Here is a 20,262-nt window from a genome sequence, read left to right as displayed (position 1 = left end):
TCAGCTCCTCGAGCGCAGCGCTTCGACGCCCGGTAGCTTCTGGCCCTCGAGCAGCTCGAGCGCGGCACCGCCGCCGGTGGAGACGAAGCTGATCTTCTGCTCGAGCCCGTCGCCGGCCTGGCGCAGGGCTGCGGCGCTGTCGCCGCCGCCGACCACGGTGAAGCCGGGCGCCTCCGCCAGCGCGCGAGCCATGCCCTTCGTGCCGGCCGCGAAGGCCGGGTTCTCGAACAGCCCCATGGGCCCGTTCCAGAACACGGTCTTGGCGCCGAGCACGTGCTTCTTGAAGGCGTCCAGCGTGGCCGGGCCGATGTCGAGGGCGAGCGTGCCGTCGGGCACGGAGCCGACGCCCACCGTCGTTCCCGAGCTCGCGTCCGTGGCGGCGCCGACCACCACGTCGCTCGGCAGCACGATTTCGATGCCTTTGTCCCGGGCCTTCTCCAGCAGCGTGCGCGCCGCGGCCAGGAAGTCCTTCTCGACCAGGCTCGCCTTCATGTCGTGGCCCTTGGCCGCGAGCAGCGTGTTGGCCATGGCGCCGCCGATGCAGATGGCCGTGCACTTGCCGAGCAAGGACTCGATGACGCCGATCTTGTCGGTGACCTTGGCGCCGCCGAGCACCGCCACGAACGGTTTGTCCGGCGCCTCGAGCACCTTCGACAAGTTCGAGACCTCGTTCTTCATCAAGAAGCCCATGGCCCGGGTCTGCATCAGGCGCGGCAGCGCCTCCACCGAGGCGTGCGCGCGGTGCGCGGCGCCGAAGGCGTCGTTCACGTACATGGTGCAGAGCGTCGCCAGATCCTTGGCGAAGGCCTCGTCGTTCTTCTCTTCCTCGGCGTGGAAGCGCAGGTTCTCGAGCAGCACGAGCTGACCGTCGCGGAGATCCTGCACCACCTTCTTGGCTGCCTCGCCGACGCAGTCGTCGGGGACGAACACCTCGTAGCCGGTGAGCTCCGCCAAGCGAGCGCCCACCGGCTCCATGCCGTACTCCGGCGTGGGCTTGCCCTTGGGCCGCCCGAGGTGGCTGGCGAGGATCACCTTCGCGCCGGCGTCCATGGCGTGCTTGACGCTGGGCAGCGCGGCGCGGATGCGTTCGTCGTCGGTGATCTTCCCGGACTTCTTGTCGAGCGGGACGTTGAAGTCCACGCGGATGAAGACCTTCTGGCCGGCGAGCTCGAGCTCGTCGATGCAGCGAATGCCGTCCAGCATGCCCATGGCGGTTCTCCTCGGTTCGAGCTCGAGAGCTCAGCCCTTCTTCGCCATCAGGCGCATCAGGTCGATCATGCGGCAGGAGAAGCCCCACTCGTTGTCGTACCAGGAGAAGACCTTGGCGAAGTTCTCGCCCATGGTCAGCGTCTGGGTCGAGTCGAAGGAGCTCGAGTGCGGGTTGCCGATGAAATCGCTGGAGACCAGCTCCGACTCCACGTACTCGAGGATGCCCTTCAGCGGGCCGTTCTCGGCGGCGGTCTTCATCGCGCCGTTGATGGCCTCGACGCTGACGGCCTTCTCGGTGATGACCGTGAGATCGACCAGGGACACGTTCGGCGTGGGCACGCGAATCGCCGTACCGTGGCACTTGCCCTTGAGCGCCGGGATCACCTCGGCGATGGCCTTGGCTGCGCCCGTGCTGGTGGGGACCATGCTGACGGCCGCCGCGCGAGCGCGGCGCAGGTCACCCTTCCGGTGCGGGAGGTCGAGCAGGTTCTGGTCGTTGGTGTAGCTGTGAATCGTCGTCATGAACGCGTTCACGACGCCGAAGCTGTCGAGCATCACCTTGGCGACTGGGGCCAGGCAGTTGGTGGTGCAGGAGCCGTTCGATACGACCTGGTGTTTCGCCGGGTCGTATTGCTCGTGGTTCACGCCCATCACGATGGTCAGGTCGTGATTCTTGGCCGGCGCGCTGATCATCACCTTCTTGGCGCCGGCCTCGATGTGACCCATGGCCTTCGCCTTGTCGGTGAAGAGACCGGTGCACTCGAGTACGATGTCGACGCCGTGGCTCTTCCACGGCAGCTCCTTCGGGTCCTTGATGGCGGTGACGGCGATGTCCTTGCCCCCGACCGAGATGCCGGTGTCCTTGTGCCCGACCGCGGCGGCGGTGAAGGTGCGGTGGATCGAGTCGTACTTCAGCAGGTGAGCCAAGGTCTTGGTGTCGACCAGGTCGTTGATCGCGACGACTTCGACGTCGCCGACCTTCTGCTCGACGAGCGCCCGCAGAACACAGCGGCCGATGCGGCCGAACCCGTTGATCGCGATCTTGGTTGCCATGCCACGTCTCCTCGCCCGCGGCGCCGCCGCGGCCCTCGCCCGGCATTCCGGGCGGCTGTTTCGATGCTGCCGCAGCGCTGTTTCGGCGCTCGCGGGGCCCGGAACCTAGCGACGCGGCCGGGGCCGGTCAAGGACGGGTCCCGGCCGCCGAAAAGCCTGCTCAAAGGCCCGGCATGTAACGGGTTTGGCGCCCGTCAGCCCTTGAACGCGGACTTCACGTCCTGGTTCATGAGCACGACGATGGCCCAGATGCCGAGAGGCAGGCCCAGGAAGCAGCAGGGCGAGGTGCAGGGCAGCGCGGCGATCACCGCCGCGGCCATCGAGAGCCCGTAGCTCTCGAGCTTCTTCATCTTGAGCGCGCCGAAGATGACCAGGCCGCCCATCAGCAGCCAGACCACGTTGAACACCAGGCCCAGCACACCGCCGAACAGGCTGCCCATGCCGCCGCTGTCGCCGCTCGCCGCCGCGAACGCGCCGATGCCGGTGCCGAGCAGGTTCATCACCACGCTGACCAGCTGGTACAGGATGCCGATGATCGCGGTGACGATCAGGCCGATCGCCGGAGCGCCGACCATGCCCTCGGCCTTGCCCGGCATGCCGCCAGGCGGACCTCCGGGAGCGAACCCGCCGCCGGGGGGACCGAAGCCGGCGGGCGGTCCGGGTGGCGGACCGAAGCCGCCGGGAGGCGGCCCGTAGCCGCCGGGAGGACCAGGAGGGGGACCAGGGGGACCGCCGTAACCGCCGGGGGGATAACCTTGCATCGCGGGTAAAGCAGTCGGCCTGCCTCGGGAAGTCAATCCTCCCTGCCCAGTTTTCCTGTGGCTCCGCTGGAACAACCCAGGGTGCTCGGCCGTTTCGGCCCTCTAGGAGGAGCGGATGAGCCGGGTCGACGTCGTGATTCTGGGGGCGGTCATCGTCGTGATGGGCTGCGCCTCCGCCCAGAAGGAAGAGCCCCAGCCGGCCTCGAGCCCGCGCCTCTCGCGCAGCTCCCGGCCAACTCCGCCTCCTCCGCGCACCTACCCCATCAGCCTCGACGCCCGCGCTCCGGCTACCGAGCTCGGCCAAGCGCTCGCCGAGCGCGCCCGCGAAATTGGCGTCTCGGGCCAGGTGGCGTTCGTTTGGGGCGACGTCGTGCCGGCCCCGCCCAACGCGCGTCGAGTGGAGCTGCGCGCCGGGAGCGCCAGCGTGCCGGGGTTCCTGGTACCGGAGGCCCACGAGATCGACATGGGCCAGCTCGCTCCCGACATCCACAACGTGGTGATGGTCGGCTGTGACGAGCAGGGCCTCTACGGCAGCCACCCCTCCGGACCCGGGCGCCACCGCATCGACTTTTCGGTGAGCGACGCCGAGACCCGCCGCGAGGCCCACGAGGTCTTCGCGTTCGTGAGCATCATGCCCGGGGACTTGTCCTCCCGCCTGACCTCCGGCCAGGTGGTGTCGCTGCTCGGGCAGCTCCCGACGCGCGTTCGCTACGCCGTCCTGGCCCTGCCGAGCTGATCAGGTCCGCGTACCCGCCGCGCCGCGCGTGGCACAGCCTGACACAAGCGTCCTCGGCAGATTTACGCCGGAAACTGCCTTCCGCGTTCGGGCACGACAGATGCATTGGCCCGCGACATGCGCAAGCGAATCAGTCGTTTCGGGATCGCGGTCTTGGGTATTGGGGCGCTGGCCTGTGGCGGCGCGCCGGAGACGGTGCAGAAGCCGAGTGACGACAGGAGCGCGGCGCTGGTCGCTCTGCCGACCTGCGGGGACGTGGAGGTCGCGCTGCGCGAAGCGGCGCTTGCCGAAATGAACCGCCAGCTCGACGCGGCGCTCGAGAGCTACCTCGAGCACGGCATCGGCGACGGCTGCAACTGGTACGGCGCGGAGGACGCCATGGCGGGCTCGGGGGGCTCGGGCGGCGGCGCCTCGGCTCCAAGCGGCTCGAACGGCGGCGCCAAGCAAGCCTCGGGGACCAACAACCAGGTGGCCGGGGTGGACGAGGCCGACTTCATCAAGAACGACAACGAGTACCTGTACGTGGTCGCCGGCGGCTCGCTGCGCATCATCGACGCCTGGGCCGCCGCCGAGGCTCACGAGATCGCAGCCGTGAAGCTCGAAGGCACGCCGAAGAAGCTGTTCGTCGAGAAGAACCGCGCGCTGGTCTACTCGTCGATGCCGAAGAGCGGCTCCGGGCCTGGCTACTACGGCTACGGCAGCGGCGAGTGCACCTACGGCTACGACTGCGACTTCACCGGCGATGGGCAAGCGACCCGCATCAGCGTGTACGACATCACGGATCGCACCGCGCCCAAGCTCCTGCGCCAGCTCGATCTCTCGGGATCGTTCATCAACGCTCGCCGCATCGGGACGTCGATTCACACCGTCGTTCACGACGCCCGCTCCAACTTCGAGGGCGTCAGCTACAGTCCGGAGAATCTCGGCTGGTGCGACGGGACCTCGAGCCTCCTGGCGCGGGTCCAGTTCGAGGTGCTGCGCGCCAAGAACACCGAGATCATCCGCACCGCGCCCATCAGCGACTGGCTGCCGTCGGTGACCGACAAACACCTGGACGGCTCGGGCAAAGCTGACGCGAACCTCCTGGCGGCCTGCGACGGCTTCTACAAGTCGCCGCTCGGCGACGGCAACGGCTTCATCACGCTGCTCTCTCTCGACATCGCCGAGCAGGGCACGCTCGGGTCGAGCACCATCGTCTCGCGCCCTGGCGCGGTCTACGCCTCCGCTGACGCGCTCTACATCGCCGTGCGCCAGAACGCCGGTATGAGTGACGGCTGGTACTCCGGCATGGAAGGAGAGAAGAGCGCCACTACCGTGCACAAGTTCGCCCTCGCGCACTCCCCGTCGAGCTCCAGCTACGCCGGCAGCGGCCTGGTCAAGGGCACCGTGCTGAACCAGTTCGCGATGGACGAGTACCAGGGGCACCTGCGCATCGCTACCACCAGCGGCCACACGCCCGATCCGAACGTCCACAGCACCATCACCGTGCTGAAGCAGGAGCGCGACGCGCTGATCGAGACCGGTCGCGTGGATCACATCGCGCCCACCGAGGACATCCGCTCGGTGCGCTTCGCCGAAGACAAGGGCTTCGTGGTGACCTTCAAGAAGACGGATCCGCTGTTCGTGTTCGACCTCGCGGATCCCAAGGCGCCGCGCACGCTCGGCGAGCTGAAGATTCCAGGGTTCTCCACCTACATGCACATGATGGACGACACCCACCTCCTGACCATCGGCTACGACGCCGACGACCAGGGCAGCTTCGCCTGGTTCCAGGGCGTGATGCTCCAGATCTTCGACGTCAGCGACCCCCAGCACCCGGCGCTGACCCACAAAGAAGTGATCGGCACCCGCGGCTCGAGCTCCGAGGCGCTGACCAACCACCTGGCGTTCAACTACTTCGCGCCGATGAACCTGCTCGCGTTCCCCATCACGGTCTGCGAGGACGCCTCCGGCGGCGGCAGCTACGGCCTGAACATGACCTTCAGCGGGCTGATGGTCTACGACGTCACGACCGCCGGCGGCTTCAAGGTCAAGGGCAAGGTCGCGCACCCCACCGACCCGACCAGCGGCGGCTACGACTCCAGCGGCTGCAGCAACTGGTGGACGCAGGCCTCGAGCAAGGTGAAGCGCAGCGTGATCATGGACAACTTCGTGTTCAGCGTGTCCGACGACCTGATCAAGGTGAACGACCTGAACGCCCTGTCCACGGATCTGGTGGCCATCCCCATCGGCAGCTGAGGAGAGCCTCCCAGCGCGCGGGCGCGTCGCCTTCGAAGGGCGGCGCGCCTGCTGTCTTTTGCGCGCGAACCGTTTTGCGGTAGGGCCGGCTCTCACGACCGGAGACCTGCCATGCACCCCGACTACACCCTGACCCGCGAAGTCCCCCATTTGAGCCAGGAGCAGGCCCTCGAGCGCGTGAAGGAGCAGCTCGCCAAGGAGGGCTTCGGAGTGCTCACGACCATCGACGTCGCCGCGACGCTGAAGGCGAAGCTGAACGTGGACCGGGAGCCCTACGTGATCCTGGGCGCGTGCAACCCGGGGCTGGCCAACCGCGCGCTCCAGGTCGAGCCTGCCGTCGGCGTGTTCTTGCCCTGCAACGTGGACGTCTATCAGCAGGACGGGAAGACCGTCGTGCAGGCGGTGAACCCCCGCAGGCAGTTCGAGCTGATCTCGAAGCCCGGCGTCGCGGAGCTCGCCGACGAGGTGGCGGCCAAGCTCGAGCGAGTGCTGGAAGCCCTGTAGGAGTCAGCCCGTGGTCCCGGGCTTGGACGCCGTGACCTTCCACACGAAGTTGTCGAGCAAGACCACCGAGTCGTACCAGGGGTCGCCAGTGTCCCAGATCACGAAGCGCAGTTCGACGGTCTCGCCGGGCTTCACGTTGCCGGCCACGTTGAGCCAGCCGGTGCCGCCGCCGGCCTGGTTGTTGGTGCCGCAGTAGCCGGGATCGGCGGGGAACTGCGAGGGCGGGTTCAGGATGTCCATCCCGGTGCCCACCAGCTCGGCCGTGCCGGTGCAGGCGGTGGTGCTGCTCAGCACCGAGCCCGAGCCGCAGCCCGTCTGGCCGTTCTTGCAGGCCCGGAAGAGCCCGGTGTTCCCGAAAGCCAGGTTCACGCCCAGCGGGTAGTAGGGCGGGCCGGGAGTACCGGGATCGACGAAGGCCAGGTTCTTGTCCGAGGGGTTCGCTGTCTCGCCGGGCCCGGGGACGAAGGTCGAGTCGAGCAGCGTCAGGAAGAAGTCGTTGAACGCGCTGCACACCCACTCCGGGTACTCGCTCGAGTAGAAGTAGCTGTTCAGCGTGAACGACTTGGCGTTGGTCGGCACGCGCACCCGGATCTTCAGCATGATGGGGTCGTTCGCCGTCGTGCCGCCTTGCGGGTCCGGGCATCCGGGCGCGTTGGGGAAGTTGTTGCCGTTGGCGCTGAGCCAGTCGGTCGGCACGGGGCTGGTGGTGCCGTTGTTCTGGCCGCCCTGGAACGCCGCCCACGCCGGGTTCGTGTTGTTGGGCGCCGCCTGTGCCGCGGCCCGCCCCGTGGAGAGCACCGCCAGCTTCGTCCCGAGCTTGGGCGCGACGTTGCTGCCGAAGCCGGTGCGGATCGAGCGCGCGTTGGCGTTCGGGGTGCCGGCACCGTTCGCCAGCGAGAAGGTCGCGCTGATGACGCCCCACTTCTTCTGGGCCAGCGGTGGGTTCTCGGTGGTGGTCTGGCACAGGTCGATGGCCTTGGCGTAGTCGAGGCCCGTCCCCGAGTTGCTGGCCAGAGGGCCGTCGCAGCCCGTCAACGGGTTGTCGCTGGTGCCGTCGCAGTCGTCGTCCACGCCGTTGCCGCCGAGCTCGAAGGCGCCCGGGTTCACCAGCTTCGGATCGCTGCACTCCGAAGGGGTCTCGCAGCAGTCGCCGTTGCACTTCGTCCAGCCGTCGCCGTCGGTGTCCGGGACGTCGTCGGCGACGCCGCTGCAGTCCTCGTCGATGTTGTTGGCGCAGATCTCCGCCGAGGGGACCACCTGGTTCAAGCAGGGTCCCCAGAGCAGGCCGCTGGCATCGCAGGTCTGCGTGCCGGCCTTGCAGAGTCCCTTGCCCTGCGTGCCCGCCGGCCCGGTGTAGCAGGCTTGCGTGGCGCCGGGGGTGCAGGTGCAGTTGGTGACGATCGCGGAGTTGATCTCGCAGCCGTCGGTCGCGCTCTTGTTGCAGTCCAGGAAGCCGACGGCGCAAGCGCCCATGCCACAGGCGCCCGCCGTGCAGGTGGCGGCGGCATTCAGCGGCGTGGGACAAGCCGTGCCGCAGGTTCCGCAGTTGTTCAGATCGGTCTGAAGATCGTGACAGCTGGCGCCGCAGCAAGTCTCCGCGGTGTTGACGCACGGCTGCGCGGTCGAGCAGCCCTGCGCGCAGGCGTTCTGCACGCAGATCTGCCCCGCGCTGCAGTCCGTGTCGCCCAAGCACTCGACGCACTTGTTGGTCGCGGTGTCGCACTTGGTGGTGGTGCCGCTGCAGTCCGTACCGTCGGTGCAGCCCGCGGCGCAGCCGTTGTTGGTCGTGCAGTACTGGCCGGTCGGACACTGATCCTTGGCCGGTGTGCACTCCACGCAGGTGCTCGTCGCCGTGTCGCACACCGGTGTCGGAGCCGCGCACTCGCTGTCGCCGGTGCAGCCACCGCTGCCGCCGCTGCCCGCTGCGCCTGCCGCGCCGGCCGAGCCGGCTGCGCCGCCCGTTGCGCTGGTGCCACCGGAGCCTCCGCCGCCGCTCGTGCTGCCGCCGCTTCCTCCAGCACCACCGCCGTCGGTGGCGCCGCTGCCACCAGCTGCGGCGGTGCCGCCCACGCTGCTGTCACCGCCCGCCGCGCAGCCCCAAGCCACCGAGCCGACGAGGCCGGCGCCCACCACGATTCCGCCAAATCCCAAGCGCATGCCCGAAGCTTACCGCAAGGATTTCGCAGCTGACGAAGGGGCAGGTTCAGTTTGGTGGGGCGCTGTGGGGCGTCCGCGCACATCAGTGACAGGTTGCGCGGACCGCGCGCAGGACCTCGCTCTGCCGTCGGGCGCGCTCGGTGAACAGCACCACCAGCTCGGAGCCTTCGGCGTGAACCGCCAGACTTCCGACATGGTTCGGCGTGCTCGCGAGCTCCAACGGCGCTCCGACGGGAGCGAGGTTCGCGCCCAAGATCCTGCCTCGAATGCGGCGACCGCTCGCGCGGTCACCCTCGAGCCAGGCCAGGAACCAACGGTCGAGCGGGAGCGCCGCGAGGGCGGGGCACTGCTGATCCATTTCGGGATCGCCGCCGCCGAACCGGAGGGTAGCCGCTGGCAGCTCGCCCGTCTTCGCCGGCGACAGCTCGATGCCCCAGGGCGCGTCGTTGGGTTGCCGCACGGCGTAGGCGAGGAGGACGCCGCCCGCTCGCGCAGCCAGCGCCGGGGCGTCGAGCATGCCGGACGCGACCGACAGCATGCCGAGCTCGCTCCGTCGCTCCCCGCGCTGGTCGAGCCAGCCCATGCGGATCACGCCGGAGTCGGCGTCGCCGCGGCGGAAGGCCACCGCGAACCCCGCGTCCCCGGCCCTCGCGACGATCGGTCGGGAGATCACCGCGCTCGATTGGCCCGGCCACAGCGTCGTCTGGGAGCCGTCGTCCGAGATGCGCGAGAAGCCAGCCGGGGTCATGCCGAGGGAAAAGGGTTCTTCGGCGTGGACGCGCCTCGAGAAGCGATCGACGTGAAATCCCGTTCCTGCCGGCACGATGCCTGCGACCTGGATGGGATCTGCCAAGAGCGCGCGCTGCTCGACCGCTAGCGGCTCGAGCGCGAGCGTGAGGCCGTAGCCGGTGGAAGAGCACGCTGGCCAGACTTGCGACGACGACGGGCCGCGGCCCCCGGAGCACCAGGTCGATCGCCGAGAGCTCCGCGGCGAAGAGCACGAGCCAGAGCCAACGCCCCGAGGGCATCGGTGGATCTCGTCACGTTCCCTCGCGGCTCCGCGAGCGTGTTAGCTTGCGCCCGTGACGTGGCGAGCGCTCGCTGTGCTGGTTCTTGTGACGGCCTGCGCGGGTCCGAGCGCTCCGCCGGCCGCACGCGCTCCCCGGGCGCCCGCTCCGGTCGCTGCCGCTCCGCCGGAGCCGCCGCCGGACTTGTCGCCGGTTCCCGAGCCGAAGTCCTTGCTCCTGGTGGCGCGCCTCGATCGCGACGCGCTGGGGCGGCTGCCCCTGAGAGGCTCGCTGCGCGACCTGGCGAACGCGCCGCTCGACGCGCTGGCCCCGGAGCTGCCGTCGTCGCTGAACGAGCTGGTCACGAGCGCTCCGCTGGAGCTCGCCGTCGCGCTGGACTCGCCGGAAGCGTTGCTCCTGGGCGGCCCGGATCTGGTCTGGTCGCTGCCGCTGGTTTCGTTCGAGGGGGCGCTCGCCCTCCTGCGCGAGCGCGAAGGCCAGGGCGAGCTGTCCCTCGAGCGCAAGGGCCCGGGGGTGGTGGCGCTGGGCGCCGGCTCCCGCGTTTGCTTGCTCTCGGTCGCGCTCGGTCCGGCGCCTGCGCGGCTGGTCTGCGCCGAGCGCCGCGCGACGCTGGATGCGCTCGGACCATGGGCGGCTCGTGGCTTGCCCACGCGCACCCTCGGACCGGAGCCGCTGGTGGTCGAGGCCTGGCCCCAGCGCTTCGCTCGGGAGCACCGTGACAAGCTCGCCGCGCTGCTCAGGTTCGTCGCGCCCGCTTCCGCTGGGCCGACTCGCTGGACGGACCAAGCCCTCTCGGTGCTCGGCCGAGACGGCCTGGACCTGCTCGGCGACGTGAAGCAGCTGCGCTTCTCGGCGGCGGAGCAGAGCGGCGGGCTCGCGCTCGAGCTCAGCGCGGACCTCGACGGGGAGCGCTCGTGGTTCGCGCGCACCGTTGGCTCGATGCCGCCGAAGACCGCAGGGGTGAGCCAGCTCTTCGCGCGCCTGCCTCCGAGCACCGACGCGGCGTTCTTCTTCTCCGGCGCCGATCCGACGCGCAGCGACGAGGCGCGCGCCGCGTTCTCCGGCTGGCTCGCGGCGGAGCTCGGACCGAGCGTACCGCGGGCGACGCTCGACCTGGTCGCAGCGACCTTCATCCAGCGCGTGCCCCACCTGTACGCGCACGGGGACGCCTACGATCGGGACGTGGGCTACGGGCGCCAGAGCGGCCGCGCGCTGTGGGAGAAGACCCGCTCGACCTACGGCTGGCACCTGATCGGATTCGACGAGCCCGCCAAGGCGTTCTTGCCGAAGCTCGATCAGGGCATGCGGGCCTACAACACCGGGCCCTTGCACGCCTTCGCCTACCGGACCCTGCCGCGCCTGTGCCGCGGCCTCGGCAAGATCCGCAAGAAACCGGCGCCGCGAACGCTGCCCGCCGGCAGCGTGGTCTACGAGCTGCCGTTGCCGGGGAAGTTCTTCGACGACTGCATGAAGGGGCGCGGCGTTCCGCCCGAGCCCGCGCCGAACGACGCCATCGTCGTGGTGCTGATGCCTTTGGGTGAGCGGAGCTTCATCGGCTTCGGGCTCCAAGAGCGCGAGATGATCGCGCGCATGCGCGCCGTGGCGCAGAGCAGCGCGGGAGCCTCGGCAGAGGAAGATGCGGATGTGCGTCTGGGTGGGTACGTCTCGCTCGCTGGTGTCGGCGGCCTGCTGCGCTTCGTCAGTATGGCCGAGCACTGGGACTGGGAGCGGCGGCGCCTGGCCCGCCTGCCGAATCAAGGCAAAGATCGCGCGGTTTTCGCGGTGCGCGTGTCGAAGTCGGGCGCGCCCCCTCGGACGCGCGTCGTTGCAGAGTTGAAAGTCCCGGAGGCGATGCTGAAAGACGCCGCAGCGCGCTGACATTTCGCGAGCGGCGCGGCTGGCCGTGGTGTCAGGCCCCGGCTAACCTGACGATTGGCATGCTCCTACCTCCGACGGCGCCGAGGCGCGCTTGAGCGCTCGGTCCAGGCGCGAAGCAGAGACGCTTCCTGCGGTCCCTTCGAGTGGCAGCGTCCGGCCTCCCGAGCCGGGGCTCTTCGACGCGCTGACCGGTGACTTCCTGGCGCGCTATCGGGCTTCCGGTGAGGCCAGCACCGGCGGCATGGGCGTGCTGACACACCTGCACGATCTGTGGCTGGACCGCCGGGTCGTGTCCAAGGCGATCCGCTCCGATCACCGGCACTCGCGGCGCGTTCGCCAGCGCTTCCTGCGCGAGGCGCGCGTGCAGGGCGCGCTGCAGCACCCCGGCATCGTGCCGGTCTTCGACATCGGGATCTCGCCGACCGGCGATGCTTACTTCACCATGCGCCGGGTCAGCGGGCTCACTCTCGCGGAGGTGCTGGACCGTCTCTGCGACGGAGATCCGGAGATGACGGAGCGCTTCTCGTCGCGGCGACTGGTGGTGGCGCTGAGCCAAGTCTGTCAGGTGCTCCACTACGCCCACGCGCACGGCGTGGTGCACCGCGATCTGAAGCCGGCCAACATCATGCTGGGCGACTTCGGCGAGGTGTACGTCCTGGACTGGGGCATCGCCAAAGTGAGAGGAGAAGCGGACGAGGTCCCGGACGGCGATGAGCTCTCGCGCGCGGAGTCCGGGGAGCGCCTGACCCACGACGGCTCGGTGCTCGGGACGCCGGAGTACATGGCGCCGGAGCAGAAGGGACGCGCGGAGGCCGTGGACGAGCGCGCCGACGTGTTCGCCCTGGGCGCCATACTGTTCGAGTGCCTCACGCTCGAGGCGCTCCGCAAGGGCGGCGACGCGGCCCTGGCCCTGGCGGAGGTGGACGAAGATCCCGAGGTGCGCAGCCGCTTGGAGGCGCGCCCGGAGCTCGAGCCCGAGCTCATCGACGCCTGCGCGGCCGCCACCGCGGTCGATCCCGAGCAGCGTACCCGCGGCGCCGACGCGCTGCACGCCGCGCTCGAAGGGTACCTGGAGGGCGCTCGAGACTTCGAGCGCCGGCGCGGCGAAGCGGCTCGCCTGGTGACCCGTGCCATGGCGGCGCTCGCTGCTGCGTCCGAGCTCCCGGGCGAGCGCGACCGGGCGCGCTCGGAGGCCCTGGCGGAGCTCGGGCGCGCCCTGTCGCTGGACCCCGAGTGCAAGCCCGCGCTCGAAGCGGTGATGGACGTCGTGCTGGCCGAGCCCGAGACCTTGCCCACTGGCGCGCGCGAGGAGCTGGAGAAGGCCGCGCAGGCGCAGGCGCACGAGACGGCGCGCGTCGTCGTGGCGCTCGCCGTGGTCTGGATCGGGCTCGTGGCGCTCTCCACCGCGATGGGAGTCCGGGACTGGATGCCGTTCGCGGTGATCAGCGCCTGCATCGCGGTGCTCGTCGGCTACAACGCGAAGGTCGCGCTGACCGGGCGGCACCAGCGCGCGCTGCGCGCCCTGGTGGTGGTGGTGACCTTCGTGGCCATCGCGACCTTGGGCGCCTTCGCCGGTCCCTTCGTCGTGGTGCCGGCGGTGACCATCCTGGCGGCCACCGCCTTCGTCTTCTCCATGCGCGCCGATCGGGCGCTGCGCCGGCTCGCCGTGGCGTGCAGCGTGGCCGCAGTGGCGGTCCCGCCGCTGCTCCAGCTCGCGGGCGTTCTGCCGCAATCGTACTCCTTCGAGCACGACGTGGTTCACGTGCTGCCGAACGCGGTCAGGTTCCCCCCGACGGCCACGTTCGTAGTGCTCTGGATCACCAGCACGGCCGTGGTCGTCTTGTGCGCTGCGCTGGTCAGCTTCGGGGTCCGGCGCCTGGCCACGACCCAGGACGCGGCCCTGCTCCAGGTCTGGAGGCTGCGGCACCTATTGCCGCCGGCGGCGGCACGCGTGCTCGCGTCGGCGGCGCGCCGCGTCTCGCTCGCCGAGCCTCAGGCCACGAACGAGCCGAGCCGGCGGAAGCGCTGATAGCGGTCGGCGGCCAGCTCGTCTGGAGAGAGCCCGTCCAGCGACACCAGCGCCTCCCACAGCGCCCGGTCCAGCCGGCGAGCCGCGTCGTCGTGGTCCTGGTGTGCGCCGCCGGGTGGCTCGTCCACGATGGCGTCCACGCAACCGAGCTCGAGCAGGTCGGGCGCGGTGATCTTGAGGCGCTCGGCGGCCTTCGGGGCCAGCGAGCCGTCCTTCCACAAGATCGCGGCGCAGCCCTCCGGCGAGATCACGGAGTAGTAGCTGAACTCCAGGATCAACACGCGGTTGCCGATGCCGAGGGCCAGCGCGCCCCCGGAGCCGCCTTCGCCGATGATGGTGGTGACGACCGGCACGCCGATGCGCGCCATGACCTCGATGGCGTGTGCGATGGCCTCCGCCTGACCACGTTCTTCGCCTTCGATGCCGGGGAACGCCCCGGGCGTGTCGATGAAGGCGAGGACCGGCAGGCGGAAGCGATCGGCGAGCTCGTAGAGCCGAGTCGCCTTGCGGTAACCCTCGGGATTGGGCATCCCGAAGTTCCTGACCATGTTCTCCTTGGTCGTGCGGCCCTTCTGGTGCCCCAGCACGACCACGCTGCGATCGTGGTAGCGGGCCAGGCCTCCGACGATGGAGGCGTCCTCCGCGAAGCGTCGATCACCCGAGAGCTCGACGAAGTCGTCGAACAAGCGCGCGAAGTAGTCCAGCGTGTAGGGTCGGCTCGGGTGCCGCGACAGCTGCACCTTCTGCATCGGCTCGAGCTGCGAGAACATCTCGCGGGCGAGCCGGGCGGCCTTCTCCTCCAGCCGCTTGAGCTCGGGAGCCAGCCGCGCGTCGGAGCTGGCCAGCTCGCGCAGCTCGCGCACTCGCGAGACCAGCTCGACGACCGGTTTCTCGAACGCGAGCACGTGGGCCATGGCAGCGGCGCGGAGAGTCGCAGACCCGAGGCCCGCGTGCCAAGGGGTTGTCGCGACGACAGGTCTGACCAGCGCCGACGCGGCGCATCAGCGGCCTCACTTCTTGACCAGCTCGATGGCGTCTCGGAGCGCGTCTTCGCCCTGGTTCTCGCCGCCGACCCAGCGCACCACGCCGTCGCGCCCGGCGACGAAGGTGGCCGGCATCTCGCTGATGCGGAAGCGGCCGGAGAGCACCTGCCCGGAGTCGTGGACGACCGGAAAGGTCAGGGAATAGCGCCGCACCAGCTCGGCGGCCGTGGAGGCGCGCTCGTCCTCCGAGACGCCGATGAACGTCACGTCCGGGTGCTCGCGGGCCAGCTCCTGGGCGGCGGGAAGCGTCTTCTTGCAGGGCGCGCAGTAGTCGGCGAAGAACTTCGCCACGACCACGCGCCCGACCAGGGTCTTGGTGTCCAGGGACTCGCCGCTCAGCGTGGTGCGCTTGAAGCTCGGCAGCGGCTTGCCGGAGAGCGGGCTCGGGGCCGAGGCCGGCATGCTGGCAGCCTGCCCGCCGCAGCCGAAGAGCCCTACCGCAGCCATGGAGAGCCCCCAGGCGAGCAGGTGGGAACGCGGAAGCCTCATCCCACCGATGCCGGCACCTGGACCGCCGGCGCGCGCCCCAGCACGTTGAACACGCGGAACGGCTTGCCTTTGCCCTTGAGCTGCGCGGGCGGCAGCTCCTCGTACTCGTAGCGCTCGGCGAGGCGCGCCAGCGTCTGCTCGCTCACCAGGATCTGGCCCGCGGCGGCGATGCCGCATAGGCGCGCGCTGGTGTTCGCCACGTCGCCGATAACCGTGTACGAGAGGGCGCGCGAGCTGCCGATGTAGCCCGCGACCAGCGGCCCCGTGTGGATGCCGATGCCGATGCCGAGCGGCGGCTGGTTGTCGGCGACGCGCTCGCGGTTGAAGCGCCCGAGGACTTCCATCTGCTCGATGGCACACGCCACCGAGCGCGTCGCGTCGTCCGGGTGGGCCACCGGCGCGCCCCACAGCGCCATGATGCCGTCGCCCATGAACTTGTCGAGCGTACCCTCGTACTTGAACAAGACCTCGACCATCTGCTCGAAGTACTCGTTCAGCATGTCGACGATGACCTGTGGCTCGGCACCCTCGCTCATGCGCGTGAAGCCGCGGATGTCGGAGTTGAACACCGTGCACTCCTGCACGAGCTGGCCGCCCTTGGTGACCTCGAGCTCCCCGGAGAGCACGCGCTGGGCGATGTTCGGCGAGAGCAGGCGGCTGAAGCGCTCGCGGTTGACGATCTCCTGCTCGATCTTCTTACCCAGGATGTTGATCTCGATGAACATCGCGGCCTGCGCGGCGATGGCCGTCACGATCTCCATGTCCTTGGGCTGGAACTGAGCCAGTGTCTCGCTGTCCAGCCACAGCACCCCGAGGATCTCGTCGTTGTGCAACAGCGGCGCGACGATGGCCGAGCTGATCCGGTTCAGGATCATGCTCTTGCCCTTGGAAGCCGCGAAATCCATCGCGGCGTCGTGGGTGAGCACGGTCGCCCGCTCCTTGATCACGTGGTTCATGATCGTGGAGGAGACGCTGATCGGGGAGTCGGTGCCGTCGCGCCGGAGGCTGGCGCCCGGCCGCAGCTCTCCGCTGGCGTCCCTGAGGAAGATCACCCCGCGATCGGCGCGCACGAACTTGAAGATCGTGAGCAGGATCTTGTTGAGCAGGACCCGCAGGTCGCGCTCCATCGCGATCTCGCGCGAGAGCTCGTGCGAGAGACGCAGGCGCTCGTAGTCCGCCTGGAGCTGGGGAGTATTCGACGCGAGCTGGTCGTAGGGCAAGAAGCCCTTCTGCGTCGCGGCGATCTGCGTGCCGATGGCGCGCGACTGGTCGTTCATGTCGACGCGCGTCGCGTTCAGGGGTGGCAGCGGCACGCTCTCCGGGTCGTCCAGCGTCGGCGTCCGGTCGTAGGGTTGGTACTGAACGGGGGAGGTGACGCTCTGCGGTCCCGGAACGGACAGCGGGATCTGCGGCAACATGCCGGGCCCGGCCGGCGTGGTCGCGGGGATGGCGCTCATCGGTACCGGTCGCTGGTGCGAGACCGGCGGGGCGCTCGGCGCGGCCACCGGCGCGGCCGGCTGCCAAGCCGGTGGTGCGGCTGCCGTCATCGGCGCGCCGGGCGCGCCTGGTGCCGGCGCCGGCGACCAGACCGGCGGCGCCAGGGGCTTGCCGGAGCCGTCGTCGAAGCGGGCGCGCGTGCTGCCGAGCGCGATGTCGTCGCCGTGGCGCAGCATCTGCTCGCCGCCGACGGCCACGCGCTCCCCGTTGATGTAGGTGCCGTTCAGGCTGCCCAGATCGCGCAGCACGTACTCGGCGCCTCGCCGCTCCACGATGCAGTGCTCCTTCGAAACGATCTTGTCGAGGAGTTGGATGGTGTTGCTGGGGTGGCGTCCGAGCGAGTTGAACGCGCGCAGCTCGACCACCTGTTGGCCTTCCGGCGTGGCAAGAAGCAAGCGCGGCATACTCGACGGGGAAGGCTACCGTCCTCATCCCGCGACGACAAGGGAGCGCAAAGTTTCCCGCGATTTGCTCCGGGCTCGAGCGCTCTTCCCCGCGGGCTTCAGCCTGATAGTCTGAGGGGCCGTGACTTTGCACATCCTTGCCATCGATCAAGGGACGACCGGCTCGACTGCGCTCGTGATGGACACCCACGGCCGCACGCTGGGCCGCGCCAACCGGGAATTCACCCAGCACTTTCCCCAACCCGGCTGGGTGGAGCACGACGCCGAGGAGATCTGGCAGAGCGTCGTAGACTCGGTGCGAGAGGCCTTGGCGGCCGCCGCAGTCCGAGGCGAGCAGATCGGAGCCATCGGCATCACCAACCAGCGCGAGACGGTCGTGCTCTGGGAGCGTGCGAGCGGGCGGGCCGTCCATCGCGCCATCGTGTGGCAGGACCGGCGCACGGCGGAGCGCTGCGCCGCGCTGAAGGGGCTCGGTCACGAGGCGCGCGTCCGAGAGGTGACCGGGTTGGTCCTGGACCCGTACTTCTCCGGGACCAAGCTCGAGTGGCTGCTCGACAACGTGGACGGTGCCCGCGCCCGCGCCGACCGGGGGGAGCTCGCCTTCGGCACCATCGACAGCTTCCTGGTGTCCCGGCTCGGAGGCGGTGCGCCCCACGTCATCGACGTGACGAACGCGTCGCGTACGCTGCTGATGGACCTGGCCGAGCGCGAGTGGAACGCCGGGATGTGCGATCTGCTGCGAGTCCCCGCGTCGGTGCTGCCCAAGATCGTGCCGTCGGCCGGCGAGGTCGCCCGCACCCGCGCGGTGCCGGGCCTACCGGACGGGATCCCCATCGCGGGCATGGCGGGCGATCAGCAGGCCGCGCTGTTCGGCCAAGCGTGCTTCGCGGTGGGCGACGCCAAGTGCACCTACGGCACCGGCGCCTTCGTGCTGGTCAACGCCGGCAGCAAGCCCCTTCCGAGCCGATTCGGCCTGCTCTCCACGGTGGGCTGGCAGATCGGCGACGAGGTGGTCTATGCCCTGGAAGGCAGCTCTTTCATCGCCGGTGCCGCCGTGCAGTGGCTGCGGGACGGCCTCGGCCTCATAAAGTCTGCACACGAAGTGGAGAACTTGGCTCGATCGGTCGCCTCGAGCGACGGCGTCACGTTCGTGCCCGCGCTGGCAGGGCTCGGCGCGCCGTACTGGGATCCCGGGGCACGCGGGCTGATCTCGGGCCTGACCCGCGGGACCACGGCGGCTCACCTCGCGCGGGCCACGCTGGAGGGCATCGCCTTCTCGGTGAACGACTTGCTCGGCGCCATGGCCGACGACCTGGGCAAGCCGCTCGGTCGCATGCGGGTGGACGGCGGCGCCGCCGCCAACGACCTGCTCATGCAGTTTCAGAGCGACGTGGGCCAGCTGGTCGTCGAGCGCCCGAGCGAGCTCGAGTCCACGGCGCGTGGAGCGGCCATGCTCGCCGGTGTCGGCGCCGGCCTGTTCCGGACCGGCGGCGAGGCCAGCCAAATGATCGCGGTGGAGCGGACGTTCCATCCTTCCATGGCCGAGGCCGAGCGCTCGGAGCGTCTCGCCGGCTGGCGCGACGCGGTGCGTCGCAGTCGGAGCGGCAGCTGATGACGGAAGCAGCGGAACGCGGAGCGGATCTCTAGCAGAGGAAGCATGTCGAACGTGGACAACACAGGACCGGCGCGCGACGTACCCGTGGACTGGGAGGCGCTCGAAGACGCCTTCGAGAACAACGCTCCGGAGGTACACAGCTACCTGCACTTGGGGACCGGCGAAGTGCTGCGCGTCGTGGACGGGATCGCGGATCCGGAGATGCACGCGCGCATCGCCTCGGACGCCACCTACCTGCGCATCGAGCCGGTCAGCTCGCGCGAGCAGTACCGCTGGATGGAGCGGTTCATCCCGATGGTGGACGAAGGCGAGCTGCGTGACCGGCTCACCCACGCCATCGACGGCAAGGGCGCGTTTCGTCGCTTCAAGGACGTGCTCATGTCCCACGGACCCGAGCGGGAGCGCTGGTTCGCTTTCCGCAGCGAGCGCCTGCGGGTGTTCATGGAGGCCTGGCTCGCGGCTCATGCGCTGAACCCCATCGCGCGCGCGGTCTTCCCCGCTTCTCCCGAGCCAGCTCAGGAGACGGCGCCGATCTCCCAGGATCAGCTCAGCGGCCGGCGGGGGCGCAGCGCCGAGGCGCTGCGCCGTCAGGTCAAAGAGATCACCGAGAACCTGGGCGTACGCGACCTGGACAAGGTGTTGGCCTTCGCCGAGTTCGTCAAAGCCCGGCGTGCGGCCCGCACCTACTCGCATCGCCGGGACGAGCGAGCCGAGGGCGAGGCCGGCGCAGACTCCGAGGGCGGATCCGACGACGCGCCGGACGACGAAGACCCGAACCCCTCCTCGGCTCCTCACCCGCTGGCCCGATGAGCTCGCTCCGCGCGTTCGTGGCGGCCTGCGTGGTTCTCGGGCTCACGCTCGCGCCGCGGGTGGCGGGCGCCGAACGCGTGGCGCTCGATCGCGCGGTGGTGCGGTTCAGCGCGCCGGAGACCGGCGGTGCGCGCTCTCCGCGCTTCATCTTCGAGCGCACGCTCGCGTTCGAGGCGCGCATCGAGGCCCTGGCGGATCCGGACCGCGCGACCACCCGCGACGTTCGACCCTACCGGGAGCGGCACGTTCGGGCCGCGCTCGAGCGCCACGTGGCGGAGACGCTCCTGTCCAGCTTGCGCATCGACCCCGAGCCCAGCGAGCAGGACCTCTCTCGCCAGACCGAGTCGGCGCGCCGCATGCTGTACGAACGCGCCGGCGGTCCCATCGCCATCGAGCAGGCGGTGCGGGCCGAGGGCATCGACAGCCGCGAGCTCACCAGCATCCTGCGCCGGCAGGCGCGCTCGAGCTTGTACCTCGATCGCATGGTGGCGCCCATGCTGGCCCCGAGCGAGGCCGAGCTCCGAAACATCCATCGCTCGGTGCAGACGCCCTTCCGCGATCGGCCCTTCGAGGAGGTGGAGGTGCCGCTCCGCCGCTGGTACGTCGGCAAGCGCTTGACCCTGGCGCTGACCTCCTTCTTCCAGAACGCGCGCTCGCGCGTGACCTTGACGATTCTGCCGCCGCCATGAGGGGCGGCGTCCCCGGGCACGCCCAGCACTACCGTCGCAGTCCGTGGCAGGCTCAGATCCCGATCCGCAAGGGTGACGAGAGCCCACCAGAAAGTCCGGCGCGGCCGGCGCCCGCTGCGCCT

At 69.9% G+C, this 20,262-nt stretch carries 16 protein-coding genes; 8 read left to right on the top strand and 8 right to left on the bottom strand.

What is annotated here, in order from left to right:
* The 3 genes from HS104_26765 to HS104_26755 all read right to left on the bottom strand — a co-directional run bounded on the left by HS104_26765 (position 1) and on the right by HS104_26755 (position 3,023).
* Positions 1-1,203 (bottom strand): phosphoglycerate kinase, encoded by a 1,203-nt coding sequence (locus tag HS104_26765; protein ID MBE7483568.1) that lies wholly within the window; start codon positions 1,201-1,203, stop codon positions 1-3.
* Between the two features lie 36 nt (positions 1,204-1,239).
* Positions 1,240-2,262, bottom strand: coding sequence for a type I glyceraldehyde-3-phosphate dehydrogenase (gene gap, locus HS104_26760; protein ID MBE7483567.1), 1,023 nt, complete (start codon positions 2,260-2,262; stop codon positions 1,240-1,242).
* Positions 2,263-2,456: 194 nt separating this feature from the next.
* Complete coding sequence (locus HS104_26755) at positions 2,457-3,023, bottom strand: hypothetical protein (GenBank protein ID MBE7483566.1); 567 nt, start codon at positions 3,021-3,023, stop codon at positions 2,457-2,459.
* Between the two features lie 115 nt (positions 3,024-3,138).
* On the opposite strand from HS104_26755, the gene HS104_26750 reads away from it, so the two are divergent.
* The 3 genes from HS104_26750 to HS104_26740 all read left to right on the top strand — a co-directional run bounded on the left by HS104_26750 (position 3,139) and on the right by HS104_26740 (position 6,501).
* Positions 3,139-3,759 (top strand): hypothetical protein, encoded by a 621-nt coding sequence (locus HS104_26750; protein MBE7483565.1) that lies wholly within the window; start codon positions 3,139-3,141, stop codon positions 3,757-3,759.
* A 117-nt stretch (positions 3,760-3,876) separates the two neighbouring features.
* A complete protein-coding gene (locus tag HS104_26745; protein ID MBE7483564.1) occupies positions 3,877-5,997 on the top strand; it encodes a beta-propeller domain-containing protein in 2,121 nt (706 codons plus the stop codon).
* A gap of 111 nt (positions 5,998-6,108) precedes the next feature.
* Complete coding sequence (locus HS104_26740) at positions 6,109-6,501, top strand: DUF302 domain-containing protein (protein ID MBE7483563.1); 393 nt, start codon at positions 6,109-6,111, stop codon at positions 6,499-6,501.
* A gap of 3 nt (positions 6,502-6,504) precedes the next feature.
* Here the strand turns inward: HS104_26740 and HS104_26735 are convergent, their stop codons facing one another.
* Positions 6,505-8,658, bottom strand: coding sequence for a hypothetical protein (locus tag HS104_26735; GenBank protein ID MBE7483562.1), 2,154 nt, complete (start codon positions 8,656-8,658; stop codon positions 6,505-6,507).
* 82 nt (positions 8,659-8,740) lie between these two features.
* A complete protein-coding gene (locus HS104_26730; protein ID MBE7483561.1) occupies positions 8,741-9,511 on the bottom strand; it encodes a hypothetical protein in 771 nt (256 codons plus the stop codon).
* 229 nt (positions 9,512-9,740) lie between these two features.
* Here HS104_26730 and HS104_26725 point away from each other — a divergent pair, with 229 nt between their 5' ends.
* Together HS104_26725 and HS104_26720 are read left to right on the top strand one after the other, a co-directional pair.
* The gene (locus HS104_26725; GenBank protein MBE7483560.1) at positions 9,741-11,564 is read left to right on the top strand and encodes a hypothetical protein; all 1,824 of its coding nucleotides are present in this window, start codon (positions 9,741-9,743) and stop codon (positions 11,562-11,564) included.
* A 91-nt stretch (positions 11,565-11,655) separates the two neighbouring features.
* Positions 11,656-13,593 (top strand): protein kinase, encoded by a 1,938-nt coding sequence (locus HS104_26720; GenBank protein ID MBE7483559.1) that lies wholly within the window; start codon positions 11,656-11,658, stop codon positions 13,591-13,593.
* On the opposite strand, the gene HS104_26715 is transcribed toward HS104_26720, so the two are convergent.
* The 3 genes from HS104_26715 to HS104_26705 all read right to left on the bottom strand — a co-directional run bounded on the left by HS104_26715 (position 13,557) and on the right by HS104_26705 (position 17,026).
* Positions 13,557-14,507, bottom strand: coding sequence for an acetyl-CoA carboxylase carboxyltransferase subunit alpha (locus tag HS104_26715; GenBank protein MBE7483558.1), 951 nt, complete (start codon positions 14,505-14,507; stop codon positions 13,557-13,559). The two genes, HS104_26720 and HS104_26715, sit on opposite strands and share 37 nt — an antisense overlap.
* A 96-nt stretch (positions 14,508-14,603) precedes the next feature.
* A complete protein-coding gene (locus tag HS104_26710) occupies positions 14,604-15,125 on the bottom strand; it encodes a TlpA family protein disulfide reductase (protein MBE7483557.1) in 522 nt (173 codons plus the stop codon).
* Positions 15,122-17,026, bottom strand: coding sequence for an FHA domain-containing protein (locus tag HS104_26705; GenBank protein ID MBE7483556.1), 1,905 nt, complete (start codon positions 17,024-17,026; stop codon positions 15,122-15,124). The genes HS104_26710 and HS104_26705 overlap by 4 nt, the downstream gene beginning before the upstream one ends.
* Positions 17,027-17,147: 121 nt before the next feature.
* Here HS104_26705 and glpK point away from each other — a divergent pair, with 121 nt between their 5' ends.
* Genes glpK through HS104_26690 form a run of 3 tightly spaced genes read left to right on the top strand, consistent with a single transcriptional unit; the run spans position 17,148 to position 20,140 of the window.
* Positions 17,148-18,638 (top strand): glycerol kinase GlpK, encoded by a 1,491-nt coding sequence (glpK, locus tag HS104_26700; protein ID MBE7483555.1) that lies wholly within the window; start codon positions 17,148-17,150, stop codon positions 18,636-18,638.
* Positions 18,639-18,683: 45 nt separating this feature from the next.
* Complete coding sequence (locus tag HS104_26695) at positions 18,684-19,451, top strand: hypothetical protein (GenBank protein MBE7483554.1); 768 nt, start codon at positions 18,684-18,686, stop codon at positions 19,449-19,451.
* On the top strand, positions 19,448-20,140 hold the full coding sequence (locus HS104_26690) for a hypothetical protein (GenBank protein ID MBE7483553.1): 693 nt from the start codon (positions 19,448-19,450) through the stop codon (positions 20,138-20,140). The genes HS104_26695 and HS104_26690 overlap by 4 nt, the downstream gene beginning before the upstream one ends.
* The last annotated feature ends 122 nt before the right edge of the window (positions 20,141-20,262 follow it).

The organism is Polyangiaceae bacterium (genome assembly GCA_015075635.1).
Taxonomy (GTDB): domain Bacteria; phylum Myxococcota_A; class Polyangia; order Polyangiales; family Polyangiaceae; genus JADJKB01.
This window is presented reverse-complemented; position numbering and strand designations above follow the sequence as displayed.

Excerpts from the sequence above, each read along its gene's own strand:
- HS104_26710 (MBE7483557.1), bottom strand. The coding sequence starts at position 15,125 with ATGAGGCTTCCGCGTTCCCACCTGCTCGCCTGGGGGCTCTCCATGGCT.
- HS104_26740 (MBE7483563.1), top strand. The coding sequence starts at position 6,109 with ATGCACCCCGACTACACCCTGACCCGCGAAGTCCCCCATTTGAGCCAG.
- HS104_26695 (MBE7483554.1), top strand. The coding sequence starts at position 18,684 with ATGTCGAACGTGGACAACACAGGACCGGCGCGCGACGTACCCGTGGAC.
- gap (MBE7483567.1), bottom strand. The coding sequence starts at position 2,262 with ATGGCAACCAAGATCGCGATCAACGGGTTCGGCCGCATCGGCCGCTGT.
- HS104_26745 (MBE7483564.1), top strand. The coding sequence starts at position 3,877 with ATGCGCAAGCGAATCAGTCGTTTCGGGATCGCGGTCTTGGGTATTGGG.
- HS104_26735 (MBE7483562.1), bottom strand. The coding sequence starts at position 8,658 with ATGCGCTTGGGATTTGGCGGAATCGTGGTGGGCGCCGGCCTCGTCGGC.
- HS104_26690 (MBE7483553.1), top strand. The coding sequence starts at position 19,448 with ATGAGCTCGCTCCGCGCGTTCGTGGCGGCCTGCGTGGTTCTCGGGCTC.
- HS104_26705 (MBE7483556.1), bottom strand. The coding sequence starts at position 17,026 with ATGCCGCGCTTGCTTCTTGCCACGCCGGAAGGCCAACAGGTGGTCGAG.
- HS104_26765 (MBE7483568.1), bottom strand. The coding sequence starts at position 1,203 with ATGCTGGACGGCATTCGCTGCATCGACGAGCTCGAGCTCGCCGGCCAG.
- HS104_26750 (MBE7483565.1), top strand. The coding sequence starts at position 3,139 with ATGAGCCGGGTCGACGTCGTGATTCTGGGGGCGGTCATCGTCGTGATG.
- HS104_26715 (MBE7483558.1), bottom strand. The coding sequence starts at position 14,507 with ATGGCCCACGTGCTCGCGTTCGAGAAACCGGTCGTCGAGCTGGTCTCG.
- HS104_26755 (MBE7483566.1), bottom strand. The coding sequence starts at position 3,023 with ATGCAAGGTTATCCCCCCGGCGGTTACGGCGGTCCCCCTGGTCCCCCT.